Origin of the sequence: Anaeromyxobacter sp. SG66 (assembly GCF_022690805.1) — a bacterium.
In the GTDB taxonomy this organism is placed as follows: domain Bacteria; phylum Myxococcota; class Myxococcia; order Myxococcales; family Anaeromyxobacteraceae; genus Anaeromyxobacter; species Anaeromyxobacter soli.
Map to the genome: position 1 here is coordinate 1 of NZ_JALCZC010000005.1, position 13804 is coordinate 13804.

11 protein-coding genes are annotated in these 13804 nt (G+C 74.5%); 2 read left to right on the forward strand and 9 right to left on the reverse strand.

Annotated elements, in window-relative coordinates:
• A partial coding sequence (gene odhB, locus MNZ39_RS02975) for a 2-oxoglutarate dehydrogenase complex dihydrolipoyllysine-residue succinyltransferase (protein WP_242334244.1) occupies window positions 1-924 on the forward strand: 924 nt, incomplete at its 5' end.
• Window positions 925-990: 66 nt separating this feature from the next.
• On the opposite strand, the gene MNZ39_RS02980 is transcribed toward odhB, so the two are convergent.
• From MNZ39_RS02980 to hrpB, 4 genes are all read right to left on the reverse strand, one after another.
• Entirely contained in the window at window positions 991-1521 is a 531-nt protein-coding gene (locus tag MNZ39_RS02980; protein WP_242334247.1) for an SgcJ/EcaC family oxidoreductase, read from the reverse strand.
• A 174-nt stretch (window positions 1522-1695) separates the two neighbouring features.
• Window positions 1696-2442, reverse strand: a complete 747-nt coding sequence (locus MNZ39_RS02985) for a DUF72 domain-containing protein (protein ID WP_242334250.1) — start codon at window positions 2440-2442, stop codon at window positions 1696-1698.
• Window positions 2443-2451: 9 nt separating this feature from the next.
• Window positions 2452-3564 (reverse strand): non-homologous end-joining DNA ligase, encoded by a 1113-nt coding sequence (gene ligD, locus MNZ39_RS02990; RefSeq protein ID WP_242334253.1) that lies wholly within the window; start codon window positions 3562-3564, stop codon window positions 2452-2454.
• 100 nt (window positions 3565-3664) lie between these two features.
• On the reverse strand, window positions 3665-6268 hold the full coding sequence (gene hrpB / locus MNZ39_RS02995) for an ATP-dependent helicase HrpB (protein ID WP_242334256.1): 2604 nt from the start codon (window positions 6266-6268) through the stop codon (window positions 3665-3667).
• Between the two features lie 240 nt (window positions 6269-6508).
• Between hrpB and MNZ39_RS03000 the strand changes: the two genes are divergently transcribed.
• Entirely contained in the window at window positions 6509-8371 is a 1863-nt protein-coding gene (locus MNZ39_RS03000; protein WP_242334259.1) for a methyl-accepting chemotaxis protein, read from the forward strand.
• A gap of 21 nt (window positions 8372-8392) precedes the next feature.
• Here MNZ39_RS03000 and clpA read toward each other — a convergent pair whose 3' ends face one another.
• The 5 genes from clpA to MNZ39_RS03025 all read right to left on the reverse strand — a co-directional run bounded on the left by clpA (window position 8393) and on the right by MNZ39_RS03025 (window position 13682).
• Entirely contained in the window at window positions 8393-10681 is a 2289-nt protein-coding gene (gene clpA / locus MNZ39_RS03005; RefSeq protein ID WP_242334261.1) for an ATP-dependent Clp protease ATP-binding subunit ClpA, read from the reverse strand.
• Between the two features lie 10 nt (window positions 10682-10691).
• Window positions 10692-11018 (reverse strand): ATP-dependent Clp protease adaptor ClpS, encoded by a 327-nt coding sequence (locus MNZ39_RS03010; RefSeq protein ID WP_242334264.1) that lies wholly within the window; start codon window positions 11016-11018, stop codon window positions 10692-10694.
• 257 nt (window positions 11019-11275) lie between these two features.
• Complete coding sequence (gene aat, locus MNZ39_RS03015) at window positions 11276-11983, reverse strand: leucyl/phenylalanyl-tRNA--protein transferase (protein ID WP_242334267.1); 708 nt, start codon at window positions 11981-11983, stop codon at window positions 11276-11278.
• An 89-nt stretch (window positions 11984-12072) separates the two neighbouring features.
• The gene (locus MNZ39_RS03020) at window positions 12073-12717 is read right to left on the reverse strand and encodes a hypothetical protein (protein ID WP_242334270.1); all 645 of its coding nucleotides are present in this window, start codon (window positions 12715-12717) and stop codon (window positions 12073-12075) included.
• 95 nt (window positions 12718-12812) lie between these two features.
• Window positions 12813-13682, reverse strand: coding sequence for a sigma-70 family RNA polymerase sigma factor (locus MNZ39_RS03025; protein WP_242334273.1), 870 nt, complete (start codon window positions 13680-13682; stop codon window positions 12813-12815).
• Window positions 13683-13804 lie beyond the last annotated feature (122 nt).

A 13804-nucleotide genomic window follows, 5' to 3' on the forward strand; every position in this document is an offset into this window, starting at 1 on the left:
GTGCGTACCGCGCCGGCGGCCCCGGTGCCCGCCGCGGGTGCGCGCCGGGCCCCGCCGAGCGCGCGGCGGCTCCTCGCCGAGCACGGGCTCGAGCTGGGCGCCGTGGCGGGCTCGGGCCCCGGAGGCCAGGTGCGCAAGGAGGACGTGGTGCGCGCCCTCGAGCGGCCGGCGGCCGCGCGCGGTCCCGCGCCCGCGCCCGCCCCGGCCCCCAGGGACGGCGCGACCGCCCGGGAGCGCGTCGTGGCGATGACGTCGCTCCGGCGCACGGTCGCTCGGCGGCTCGTGGAGGCCCAGCAGACCGCCGCGATCCTCACCACCTTCAACGAGATCGACATGTCGCGCGTGCTCGCGCTGCGCGAGCGGCACGGGGAGACGTTCCTCGCGAAGCACGGCGTGAAGCTCGGCTTCATGTCCTTCTTCGTGAAGGCGGCGGTCGAGGGGCTGCGCGCGTTCCCGGTGGTGAACGCGGAGGTGCGCGGCACCGACATCGTCTACAAGGACCACTACGACATCGGGGTGGCGGTCGGCGGCGGCAAGGGGCTCGTGGTCCCCATCGTGCGCGACGCGGACGCGCTCTCCTTCGCCGACGTGGAGAAGACGATCGGCGAGCTCGCCAGGAAGGCGCGGGACAACCGCATCACGATGGACGACCTCGCCGGCGGTACGTTCACGATCTCGAACGGCGGCATCTACGGCTCGCTGCTCTCGACGCCCATCCTGAACCCGCCGCAGTCCGGGATCCTCGGGCTCCACAAGATCGAGAAGCGCGCGGTGGTCGAGGGGGACGCGATCGTCGCGCGGCCGATGATGTACGTCGCCCTCTCGTACGACCACCGCATCGTCGACGGACGCGAGGCGGTGCAGTTCCTCATCGCGGTGAAGAACGCCATCGAGGATCCCGAGCGGATCCTGCTCGAGATCTGAGGCGGGACGGGTCGGCGGCCGGGCGTCCCCGGAGCCCTCGAGAGGGGCGAGGATCGCCCGCCGTGCTCAGCGCTGCCCGGCTCCCGTTCTCGCACCGCCGCGGGCGGCCGGGGGCGCGGCGCCGGGTCGTCCGCCGGGCAGGAAGAAGTAGACGCGCGCGTCGAGCACCATCCACTGCCCGGAGTCGTCCTTCTTCATGAGGACGGAGGCGTGGGGGTGGGCGGGACGGGGAGCGGCGGCCGGGAGGTTCGGCCCCGTGACGTCCTGATCGAGGTCGAGCAGCACGGCCTCTCCGAGCGTCCGGACGCGCTCGATGCGGATGCGGTGCTTCGAGCCCTTGAGCGGCCCGGCGAGATCCTCGCGGAACCGCTCGAGCACCTGTTCCCGCCCGAACGCGCGCTGACCGCGCGGGTTGACGAAGGTGCCGTCCGGCGCGAAGAACGCGGCCAGGGCGTTCGCGTCGTGGGCGTTGAACGCCGCCTCGAGCTCCCCCACGCGCTTCTCGAGATCCGGCGCCGCGGCGGCTCGCTCGCCCTCCGCCGCTGCGGGGATCGCGATCGCCAGCGAGAGTACGGCGGCTGCCATCCGCTTCCTCATGGTGAACCTCCCTGGCACACGGTGCGTGACGGCGTGCCGGATGGTCGCAGCCATATCGCGGGCGCGCTCGCGCGCCCGCTCACGCGTGGGGGAGCACGCCGCGCTGCGTTCGCACGTGCTGCGGGCGAGCGGGCGGCTCGGCGCCGGGGCGGGGGCTCGCGCCGGGCACGGGCGTCACGGCGACGCGCCGAGCGCCGGGCGCTCCTCGCCCACGAGGGCGAGGAGCGTGAGGGCGTCGTGCACGGCGTGCCCGCCGAGGTCGTTGTTGAAGTAGACGAACGCGTCGCCGCCGCTCTCCGTCCACGCGAGGAGCTCGGCCGCGAACGGCCGGAGCGCCTCCACCCCGTATCGCCCCGAGTAGCGCCCGGTCGTGCCGTGGAAGCGCACGTAGCGGAAGCGTCCCGTGAGGCGGGGGGGCGGGCGCCTGATCTGGTCGTGCTCGCAGAAGGCGGCGCCGTGACGATCGAGCACGTCACACGTCTCCTCCGAGTACCAGCCCTCGTTCCGGAACTCGACGACGTGGGGGCCGGCGGGGACCCGTCCGAGGAACCGATCGAGGCGGGGAAGGTCGGGCTTCATGTGCGGGGGAAGCTGCCAGAGCACCGGCCCGAGCTTCCGGCCGAACCGCGACACCGGCGCGTAGAAGCGCTCCAGCCCGGTCTCGGCGTCGAGCAGCCGCTTGAGGTGCGTGAGGTAGCGGCTGCCCTTCACCGCGAAGGTGAACCCGCGCGGCACCACCGAGCGCCACCGCTCGACCGCCTCCGGCGTCGGGAGCCGGTAGAACGTCGCGTTCATCTCGACCGTGTCGAAGAACCGGGCGTAGTGCGGGAGCCACTCGCGCTGGGGCAGCCCCTCCGGATAGAGGACGCCGCGCCAGTGGCGATACTGGTACCCGCTCGTGCCGACGCGGACGCGTCCCATGTCGGCAATCTAACGGCGGCGCTCGATTCGGGAACGCCCGGCGGGAGTCGCTCGCGGGCCGGTCGAGCGCCGGCGCCGGCGCGGGCCCGGGGTCGACTTTCGGGTCGAGGAGGCCGAGCGGCCAGGGGTCGAGCTCGCGGTGGGGGAATCGTTCGGGGACGAGGTCGGGGTCGCCCCCGGCCGCTCGCGCACGACGTCCTCCGGTCGCTTGTCCTCCCGGAGCCCCTGGAACGACGGGTGGCGGATCTTGCCGTCGTGCGTCCACTCGGTGAACGCGACCTCGCAGACGAGCTCGGGCCGGACCCAGTGCGCGCTGCGGCCCAGCCCGCCGGCGGGCGGCGGCGTGAACGGGGACTCCTTCCGTGAGAGCGGCGCGAGCCGCTCCCGCAGGGCGCGGGCGCCCTCGTTCGTCCACCCCGTCCCGACCTTCCCGGCGAAGCGCAGCGCGCCGCCCTCCGGGTAGCCGACGAGCAGCGCGCCGATGGCGTCGCGGGCCGCCCCCTCGGGATCGGTGAAGCCGCCGACGACGAGCTCCTGCCGGAGCACGCACTTCGCCTTGACCCAGGTGGCGTTCCTCCCGGGACGGTAGGGGCGGTCGATCCGCTTGGAGACGATGCCCTCGAGGCCGAGCCGGCACGCCTCCCGGTGGACGTCGCGGCCGCTCCCGGAGAAATGCTGTGCGTAGCGGATGATCCCGGCGCCCTCGCCGACGAGCCGCGCGAGGACGGCCTTGCGCTCGAGGAGCGGGCGCTCGGCCAGATCCTGCCCATCGAGGTGGAGGAGGTCGAAGACGAAGTAGAGGAGCTCGCGCCGCCCCGCGCCGAAGGCGTTCTGCAGCGCCTGGAAGCTCGTGCGCCCGTCGGGCAGCACGGCGGCGACCTCCCCGTCGAGGAGCGCCGAGCGGACCTTCAGCTTCCGCGCGGCGGCGGCGACCTCCGGGAACTGGGCCGTCCAGTCCTTGCCGTTGCGGCTCCAGAGCGTGACGGCGCCGTCCTCGATCGCGCAGCCGATCCGGTAGCCGTCGTACTTGATCTCGTGGACCCATGCGGCGCCCTCGGGCGCCTCGTCCACGAGCTGCGCGAGCTGTGCGCGATAGGGCTGGACCTTCGTGCGTGAGGCCACGGATCCGAAGCTCGCAACGCGAGGAGGCCCGGCCAAGCCCCGGAGGTTCCGCCCGCCGCCGGGCCGAGGCCGCGCTCGACGTCGCGCTCGAGGCGGCCCGCTACCTCCGCGCCGCCGGCGGCGAGGCGTGGCGCGGATCCTCCGGCCAGGCGTGGCGCGGGTAGCGCCGGGCGAGCTCGCGTCGGATCGACGGGTAATGCCGCTCCCAGAAGCCGGCGAGGTCGGTCGTCACCTGCACGGCGCGCTGGTTCGGGGCGAGCAGATGCAGGACGAGCGGCACCTTCCCGCCGGCGAGCGCCGGGCCCTGCGCGAGGCCGAAGAAGTCCTGCAGGCGGCTCTCGATCCAGGGCGGCTTGCCGGCCTCGTAGTTGACGCGGGTGCTGCGCCCGCCGGGCAGCGTCAGCCGCTCGGGCGCGAGCCGCTCCAGCGCGGCGCGGGCCCTCGGGTCCTGGCGGGCGAGGACCGCGCCGGGCAGGTCCGCCTCGCGCAGCTCGGCGAAGCTCCGCCGCCCGGCGCACAGGTCGCGGAGCGCCGCGGCGAGCTCCTCGTCGGAGGGCGGCGAGAGCCCCGCGTCCGGCGCGTGCCGCGCCGCGAAGGCGATGCGCGCGACGAGCCGGTCCACGGCGCCCTCCGGCGCGAACGCGCGCGGCCCGCGGGCCAGCGCCTCCTCGGCGAGGAGCGCGGCGACCTTCTCCGGATCCGCCTTCGGCGCGCGGACCTCCTCCAGCACCAGGTCCTCGTACACGAGCCGCTCGGTCGCCTCCACACGCTCGGCGGCGCCGTTCCAGCCGACGGCGTCCTCGTAGCGGAGCGCCGCAGGGAACAGATCGAGCAGCATCTCGTCGGTCACCGCGCTCGCGACGCGCACCCGCGCCTCGGCGGCGCGCGCGCCCGGCGGGCGGCGATCGCCGCGGCGCTCCTCCGCGTCGACCGCCACGAGGAGCGGCGCCTCGCGCACCACGCTCGCGGGGTCGAGCCGCGCGCTGCCACCGCCGACGAGGACCACCTCGTCCGACCCCGGCGCGCGCCGCCGCGCGACGCGATCCGGATAGGCGGCGAGGGTGGCGAGGAGCAGCGCGTGCTCCTCGGAGGTGGTGCCGGCGAGCGGGGAGGAGGGCGCCGCCGGGGGCGGGGACGACGTCGAGGGCGGCCCGATCGACCTCAGCAGCCGCTGCAGCTGCCTCCGGCTCCGCTCGACGGCCTGCACCGCGCCCGGGTCGAGCCCCATGCGCCGGAGCCGCTCCGGCGCGAAGCGCGCGCGCGCGGCCTCCTCGAAAGCCTGCGCGAGCTCGAGCAGGTCGGAAGGGCCGGTCGGCGGGAGCGCTCCGCCCGCGAGCGCGCGGCGATCGCGCACGTCGCGCTCGCCCAGGAGGGCGGCGAGGAGCGCGCCGGCGTCGGGGGCGCCGCGCGCGGCCGCCTCGATCGCGAGCCGCGCCTGGCGCGGGTGGACGGGCAGGCGGAGCATGCGCCGACCGGCCTCGGAGATGGCGCCGCGCGCGTCGATCGCGCCCAGCCGGACGAGCAGCCCGCGCGCGGCCTCCCACGCGGCCCGAGGCGGCGGCTCGAACCACTCGAGCCCCTCGGCGGCGTCGAGGGCGGCCAGGGCGAGGAGCGTCTCCGACAGGTCCTCGCGGAGGATCTCCGGCACCTCGAACCCGGGGCGGGCGTCGTGATCGTGGCGCGTGTAGAGGCGGAGCGCGCGCCCGGGCCGGGTGCGGCCGGCGCGGCCGGCGCGCTGTGCGGCGGAGGCCCGGCTGATCTTGCGGAGCTCGAGGGTCGGGAGCCCCGACCACGGGGAGTGCGACGCGACGCGCGCGAGCCCCGAGTCCACCACGGCCACCACTCCTTCCAGGGTGACGGAGGTCTCGGCGACGTTCGTCGAGAGGATCACCTTCCGGCGCGGCCCGGGCCGAACGGCCCGGTCCTGCTCCTCGGGCGGCAGATCGCCGTGCAAGGGCAGGAGGTCCACCTCCGCGGTCGCCGCCCACGCCGCGAGCGCCTCCCGCGCCCGCCGGATCTCCGCGGCCCCCGGGAGGAAGACGAGCACGTCGCCGTCGATCCCCTCGCGGTGAAGCCGGCGCACGGCGCGCGCGACCGCGTCCTCGAGCCGGACGTCCGGCCGGGCCGCCTCCTCGGGGGAGAGGTACTCGACGGCGACCTCGAAGCGCCGGCCCTCCGAGCGGAGCGAGGCGGCGCCCAGGAACCGGGCCACCGGTCCGGCGTCGAGCGTCGCCGACATCGCGACGAGCTTCAGATCGGGCCGCGAGGTCCGCTGCAGGCGGCGGAGCAGCGCGAGCGCGAGGTCGCCCTGGAGATGACGCTCGTGGAGCTCGTCGAGGACCACCACCCCGACGCCAGTCAGCGACGGCTCGGCGAGGAGCCGGCGCGTGAGGAGCCCCTCGGTCACGAAGCGGATGCGCGTGCTCGGGCCCGCCACCTCCTCGAACCGCACCTGGTAGCCGACCGTCTCGCCGGCGTGCTCGCCCCGCTCCTCCGCGACCCGCCGTGCCGCGAGCCGCGCCGCGAGCCGCCGCGGCTCGAGCACCACGACCTCGCCTTTGCCCGCGAGCCCGGCGGCGTGGATCGCGGGGGGGACCCGGGTCGTCTTGCCCGCGCCCGGCGGCGCCTCGATGACGAGGGACGGCCCGGCGCGGAGCGCCGCGACCGCGTCCGCCAGGATGTCGTCGATGGGGAGCCGCTGCACGCGCGGGGGTTGTACCCGAGGGAGGGGGCCGACGCGACTGCGCCCGGGATCGGGGGGGTGGCGGGGCGAGTCGGGGCCGAGGGTTCGTTCACCCTACGTCAACGCACATGCGAGCGATATCGGCTCTACAGGCAAATCCCGGGTCGCGGCCATGTCGCTCGCCGACGGGGGCCGATCGGAGTTTGCACACCCCCTCCGGGATGCGAAACTCGGTGCGCCCCCCACTGGAGGTCGCTCGCCGTGCGCACCGCATCGCTCAGGAACCGGTTCCTCGTCTCGCTCGCCGCGGTGCTCTCTCTCACCATCGCTCTCGCCGCCCTCGTCACGCGATCGGCGCGGGAGCGCCAGCTCCTCGACGCCGCCTCCGGAGAGATGCTGGCCGACGTGGCGGCGTTCGACGCCGCGGTCGCCGCCGACGCGGAGGGGCTCTCGCGCGCGCTCACCGTGCTCGCGCACCAGGAGCGCCTCCTCGCGCCGTTCGCCACCCACGATCGCGACGGGCTCCTCGCCGCGGCCGCCCCGCTGTTCGCGGAGCTGAAGGCGACGAACGCGATCACGCACATGTACTTCATCGATCCGGACGGGCGCGTCTTCCTGCGCGCCCACAAGCCCGAGCAGCGGGACGACGTCCTCAAGCGCGCGACCTTCCTCGCCGCCGCGAAGACCGGCCGGAACGCGCACGGCATCGAGCTCGGCAAGAACTTCTTCTCGCTGCGGAGCGTCCGGCCGGTGTCGCTCGGCGGCGCGCCGCTCGGGTACCTCGAGGTGGCCGAGGAGATCGACCACCTCTTCGCCCAGACGAAGGCGGTCACCGGCGAGGACGCCGCGCTGTTCCTGCGCACCGACTACCTGCGCGCCAAGGGGGCGGAGCCGACGAAGGAGGTCGTCGGCGAGTTCCAGCTGCTCGAGGCGACCGACCGGGCGCTCGCGCACGAGCTCGGCGGCGCGGTGGGGCTCGCCGGCGGGCTCGAGGCCCCGGTCGCGCGGCTCTTCCGGCGCGGCGACGCGTGGTACGTGGCCGGGATCGGTCCGCTGCGGGACGCGAGCGGGGAGGTCGCCGGCGTCCTCTTCTTCTTCCGCGACGCGACCGCGCTCCACGCCGCGTCGGTGCGCGACGGCTGGACGACGATGGCCCTCATCGCCGCGATGATGGTGGTCGCCGGGGCGCTGCTGTACGGCTCGCTGCGGCGCAGCCTGTTCGCGCTGCGCGAGGCGGCCGCCGCGTCCGCCCGGATGGCCGCGGGCGACCTCTCGATCCGGATCGAGGCGCGCGCCCTGGACGAGGCGGGGCAGGTGCTCTCGGCCATGCGCGACACCGTCGGCCAGCTGCGCGGCGCGGTCGGGCAGGTCCGCGACGCGGCGGACGGCGTGGCGTCGGGCAGCGAGAAGCTGCGGGGGGGCGCGGAGCTCATCGCCCGGACGACCTCCGAGCAGGCCGCCGCGGCGGAGGAGGCGGCGGCCAGCGTCGAGGAGATCTCGGCGACGATCGTCGCCACCGCGCGGGACGCCGACGCGGCGGAGCGCTCGGCGCTCGCGTCGGCTGCGTCGGCGGAGGAGGGCGGGCGCGCCGTCACCGAGGCCGTGGCCGCCATGCGGCAGATCGCGGAGAAGACCGGGATCGTGGAGGAGATCGCCTACCAGACGAACCTCCTCGCGCTGAACGCCGCCATCGAGGCCGCCCGCGCCGGCGAGCACGGCAGGGGATTCGCGGTGGTGGCCTCCGAGGTGCGCTCCCTCGCCGAGCGGAGCCGCGGCGCGGCGCAGGAGATCGGCGAGCTCTCGGACTCGACGGTGGCGGTCGCGGAGCGGGCGGGGGCGGTGCTCGGCGGGCTCGTGGCGGACATCCGCAAGAGCGCCGAGCAGGTCCGCGACATGGCCGCTGCGACGCGCGCGCTCGCGACGGGCGCCGCGCAGATCAGCGGGGCCGTGCAGGGGCTGAGCTCCGGCGTCCAGCACACCGCGGGCGCGGCCCAGGAGATCGAGGCCACCGCGCAGGACCTGGAGCGCCGCGCCGACGAGCTGCAGGCGGCGATCGCGTTCTTCCGGCTGGGCTCGGCGGGCGAGGAGCCCGCAGCGCTGCCGGCGCCTCGCCGCGCCGCCTGAGCGAAGCGCCAGGCGCCGCGGTCAGACTGGTTCTGGCTCTGGCACCCGCGGGGCCGGCACCGCCGCATTCACCACGAGGCGGAGCTTCGAGCCGTCCGGCTCCACCTCCACGCGGACGGTGCCGCCGTCGTGGAGCTCGCCGAACAGGATCTTCTCGGCGAGCGGCTTCTTGACCTCGTTCTGGATGAGCCGGGCCATCGGCCGCGCGCCCATCTTGCGGTCGAAGCCGTGCTCCGCGAGCCAGGCGCGGCCCTCGAGGCTCAGCTCGACGTGCACCTTGCGCTCGGCGAGCTGCGCCTCGAGCTCCTTCACCATCTTGTCGACGACGCGGGCGATCACCTCCGCCGGCAGGGAGTCGAACGCCACCCACGCGTCGAGGCGGTTGCGGAACTCCGGGCTGAAGGTCCGCTCGATCGCGTTCCGCGCGTTGCCGGGCTCCGACAGGTCCGAGCCGAACCCGACGCGCCGGGCCGAGAGCTCCTGCGCCCCCGCGTTCGTCGTCATCACGAGGATGACGTGCCGGAAGTCGGCCTTGCGGCCGTTGTTGTCGGTGAGCGTCGCGTGATCCATCACCTGCAGGAGCAGGTTGTAGATGTCCGGGTGAGCCTTCTCGATCTCGTCGAGGAGCAGGACCGCGTACGGCGTCTTGCGGATCGCGTCGGTGAGGAGCCCGCCCTGGTCGAACCCGACGTAGCCGGGGGGCGCGCCGATGAGCCGGGAGACGGTGTGCTTCTCCTGGTACTCCGTCATGTCGAAGCGCAGGAACTCGACGCCGAGGATCCGCGCGAGCTGCTTCGCGAGCTCGGTCTTCCCGACGCCGGTCGGGCCGGAGAAGAGGAAGTTGCCGATGGGCCGCTCGGGGGCGCCGAGCCCGGAGCGCGACAGCTTGATGGCGGAGACGATCGCCTCCACCGCCGGGTCCTGCCCGTAGATGACCTTCTTGAGCTCGGGCTCCAGGTTGCGCAGCTGCGTCTCGTCGTCCGCCGACACGGTGCGCTCGGGGATCTTGGCGATCTTCGCGACCACCCGCTCCACGTCGCGGGCGGTGACGCGGTGGCGGCGGCGCGCCTCCGCGCGCATCCGGTCGCGCGCGCCGGCCTCGTCGAGGACGTCGATGGCCTTGTCCGGGAGCTGCCGGTCGTTGATGTGCTTGGCCGAGAGCTCGGCCGCCGCGCGGAGGGAGCGGGGGGTGAACACGACGCCGTGGTGCTCCTCGTAGACCTTCTTCAGGCCCTTGAGGATACGGATCGTGTCGTCGACGCTCGGCTCGTAGATCTCGATCTTCTGGAAGCGCCGCGCGAGGGCGTGGTCGCGGTCGAACGTCTGCTTGTAGTCGTGGAAGGTGGTCGAGCCGATGCAGCGCAGCTCGCCGGAGGCGAGCGCGGGCTTCAGGAGGTTCGACGCGTCCATGGACGAGCCGGTGGTCGCGCCCGCGCCGACGATGGTGTGGATCTCGTCGATGAACAGGATCGCGTTCGGCGTCTTCTTCACGCCGGCGATGACGCCCTTCAGCCGCTGCTCGAACTCGCCGCGGAACTTGGTGCCCGCGAGGAGGGCGCCCATGTCGAGCGAGTAGATCGCCGCCTTCTCGAGGACGGACGGGACCTTCTTCTCGTGGATGCGGAGCGCGAGCCCCTCCACGATCGCCGTCTTGCCCACGCCCGGCTCGCCCACGAACACCGGGTTGTTCTTGCGCCGGCGGCAGAGGACCTGGATGGTGCGCTCGATCTCCGAGTCGCGACCGATGAGCGGGTCGATGAGCCCCTGCGCCGCGCGCTCGACGAGGTTCACCGTGAAGGTCTTGAACGGATCCTTCACCGTGCGGGGCGCGCCGGACTCCTCGCCCCCCTCGTCCTGCGGCTCGTCGTCGCCGCCGCCCTCCTTGCCGATGCCGTGCGAGATGTACTGGAGGATGTCGAGGCGCCGGACGCCCTGCTTCTCGAGGAGGTAGACCGCGTGCGAGCCGCGCTCTCGCGTGATCGCCACGAGCACGTCGCCCGCGTTGAGCTCGGTGCGCCCGGAGCCCTGCACGTGCCAGGCCGCCCGCTGCAGGACCCGCTGGAACGCCGCGGTCTGCTCGGGATCCTGCGACGTCCCGAGCGACTCCAGCGTGCGATCGAGGTACTCCTCGAGCTCGCGCTCGAGGAGCTTCAGGTCGGCGCCGCAGGCGAGCAGCACCTCGGAGGCCACCTTGTCGCGCGTCATCGCGTGCAGGAGGTGCTCGAGCGTCACGTACTCGTGGCGTCTCCGTCGCGCCTCCGCGACCGCGGCCTGAAGCGTCTGCTGCAGCTCCTTCGACACCGTCACCATGCCTGCTCCGCTACTCCGGCTCGACCGTCACGAGGAGCGGGTACTCCGCCTCGCGCGCGAGCTCCATCGTCTTCTCCGCCTTCGTCTCGGCGATCTCGAATGGATAGATACCGGCGACGCCCACCCCGTGCATGTGAACGTTCAGCATGATGCGGTGCGCGCTCTCGGGATCGTGGTGGAACACCGTCACGAGCACCCAGTCCACGAACTCCTGCGTGGTGTAGTCGTCGTTGTGCAGGAGTACCCGGTACAGGGACGGCCGCTTCGTCTCCTTCTCCGCCTTCGTCCGGGGGACGACGACGTCCGTGTCGCCCCCGGGGCGGGACCGCTCTGCCATGGCCTCACATTCTAAGCGTACGGCCTCCCCGCCGCGCGGGCCCACCGCGCGCGGCGGAGGGCCCGCGGCCGCGCGGTTCCCGTGCTCCGCGCGCTGCGGCACGGGGGTGCTCCGCCCCCGCAGGGGGCGCTCCGGGGAGGGGAGGGGCAGGGGAGCGGCGGCGCCACGTGGGCGCGACGGGCCGGACGCTTGCCGGGCCGAGGGGCTGGCGGGCATTCCGGAATCAGGGGCTCGCATAGGGGGCGGCGGGCCCGCGCTCACGAGCCGACGGTTCCAGCGGCCGCCTCGAGATCCCATCGCCCGCGCAGGGTGGGCTTCTCGAGCGCCCGCGCCAGCCGCGCGAGGAAGTCCGCGCGCGGGATCTCTCGCGCGCCGAAGCGCGAGAGGTGCTCGGTGCGCACCTGGCAGTCGACGAGCCGCACGCCCCACGACGCGAGCCACTCGATCGAGCGGACGAACGCGACCTTCGAGGCGTCCGGCCGATCGGCGAACATCGACTCGCCGAAGAAGGCCGCGCCCAGCGAGACGCCGTAGAGCCCGCCCGCGAGCCCGTCGCCCTCCCACGCCTCGAACGAATGGGCGAAGCCGAGCCGGTGGAGGCGCACGTAGGCCTCGACCATCTCCGGCACGATCCAGGTCCCGGACTGCCCGGGCCGCTCGCGCGCGGCGCAGCGCCGGATCACGTCCTCGAAGGCGCGGTCGGCCGTGACGCGGTAGCGGCCGCGGCGCAGGGTGCGCGCGAGCGAGGCGGAGACGTGCAGCCACTCCGGCTCCAGCACGAGACGCGGGTCGGGCGACCACCAGAGGATGGGCGTGTCGTCGCCGTACCACGGGAAGATGCCCGTGGCGTAGGCGGTGAGGAGCCGCTCCGCCGAGAGGTCGCCGCCGACCGCCAGCAGCCCGTCGGGCTCGGCGAGCTCCGGATCCGGGAACGCGACCTCGCGCGAGAGCCGGTAGATCGACACGGCGCGAGTGTAGTGCGAGGCGGGCCCCGCGGACAGCCGTGCCGGGGGGACGCCTACGCGCGTCCCCCCGGCACCTACTTCGCTATCGCCTAGAAGTGACCCGCCCAGCCGACGTAGGTCGGCGCCTCGAGGACCGGGTCGCGATCGGTCGAGCCGAGGCCGTCGCGCACGGCGACGCGCCGCTCGCGCCGGTCCGCCTCGCGCGCGTCGTACGTCGCGTGGACGGCGCCCACCGCCGCGCCGACGAGCAGCCCCACGCCCGCGCCGATCATCATGTCGCGCTGCCAGTTGTCCCACTCGTTCACGAGCGACACGCCCGTGCCGACGAGGAGGCCTGCGACGCCGCCGTAGGCCGCGTCGGTGGCGACCGTGGCCATCGGGTTCGGCCGCTCGCGCCGCTCCACGATGACCTCGGTCGCGGGCTGCGAGGCCGGCGGCGTCACCACCGTCGTCGAGGTCGGCGGCGGGGGCGGCGTCACCGTGGTGGTCGTCCCGCCCGACTGCCCGCTCGGCGGGTTCACCACCACCTGCTGCGAGGCGCCCCCCGGCGCCGCGGTTCCGCCGGTCGCGGGTTGCTGGGCGGGCGGCGGGGCCGGCTGCTGCGCCGGCGGCTGCTGCGGCTGCGTCTGCTGCTGCGGCGGCGTGTACGGCTGCTGGTACGTCGTCCCGGACTGAGCGAGCGCCGGGCTCGCGACGGCGAGCGCCGCCGCGAAGAGTGTCCCCTTGTCGAGCATCCCCTCACCTCCCGACCCCAAAGATGGGGTGAGGAGGGGAGGGCGGCAAACCGCAGGGTCCGCGAGCGCATCCGCCGCGCCCCGGACGCGGCGGATCACGGGCGCTGCAGCGAGAGAAACTCCTCGAGCGCCGACCGGACGGACGCCTGCACGGCCGCGGGGACCTCCGGGTGCGGCGCGGCCTTGCAGAGCGCGAGCGTCCGCTGGAGCGACTGGCAGCGCGCGTCGCAGCTCGGGCAGCGGGCGAGGTGGCGCTCCATGTCGGCGCAGAGCGTGGCGCTGATCTCGCCCTCGAGGTGCTTCGAGAAGAGCTCCACGATGTCCGGGCAGGGCTCCGCGGCGGGCTCGCCGGGGGCGGCCCTGCCTGCCGCGGCGGGCGGGGCGGCGGCGCCGGGGATCCCGAGCAGCGGCGCGACGGCCTCGCGCACCGCGACCCGCGCGCGGTGCAGGCGGCTCTTCACCGCCTCCACGCTGAGCCCCATGACCTCGGCGACCTCGGGGGCGGTGAGCCCCTCGACGTCGCGGAGCACGAGGACCTCACGGTACATGGGGTCGAGCGCGGCGATGGCCTGCTCGAGCGCGGCCTCGATCTGCCGGCCCGCGAGCGCGTCGTCGGGCGGGCGCGTCGGGTCCACCACCTGGCGCGCCGCCTCCCCGGAGACGCGCGCCTCGAGCGACTCCTCCTGCTCCGGCGCGAACTTCGAGCGCCGCCGCTTCTTGATGCAGAAGCTCCGCGCGATCGTATAGAGCCAGGTCGAGACGGAGGACGCGCCGCGGAAGTCCTTCACGTTTCGTGCGACCGCAAGGAGGGTCTCCTGCAAGACGTCCTTTGCGTCCTCCTCGTCACGGCACATCTTCAGCCCGAAGCGATACACGCTCCGTTGATGCCGTGACAGGAGCGCCTCCAGCGCCCGGCGGTCGCCCTCGCGGGCGCGCTCGAGCAGCTCGGTGTCCTTGGGGTCCATGAGGGGTGGGTCGTAACTCGGAGCGGTCGATGGAACAAGCACCGCGTCGTCGCTGCGGCCTCCGTCCGCTCCCTGCAGCCCGCCGCGGCGGCGGCAGCGGGCGTCGTCCCTCCCGCACGGAA

Coding starts and splice junctions, on each gene's coding strand:
- MNZ39_RS03025 (WP_242334273.1), bottom strand. CDS start 13,682: ATGGACCCCAAGGACACCGAGCTGCTCGAGCGCGCCCGCGAGGGCGAC.
- MNZ39_RS03020 (WP_242334270.1), bottom strand. CDS start 12,717: ATGCTCGACAAGGGGACACTCTTCGCGGCGGCGCTCGCCGTCGCGAGC.
- MNZ39_RS02985 (WP_242334250.1), bottom strand. CDS start 2,442: ATGGGACGCGTCCGCGTCGGCACGAGCGGGTACCAGTATCGCCACTGG.
- MNZ39_RS02980 (WP_242334247.1), bottom strand. CDS start 1,521: ATGAGGAAGCGGATGGCAGCCGCCGTACTCTCGCTGGCGATCGCGATC.
- clpA (WP_242334261.1), bottom strand. CDS start 10,681: ATGGTGACGGTGTCGAAGGAGCTGCAGCAGACGCTTCAGGCCGCGGTC.
- MNZ39_RS03010 (WP_242334264.1), bottom strand. CDS start 11,018: ATGGCAGAGCGGTCCCGCCCCGGGGGCGACACGGACGTCGTCGTCCCC.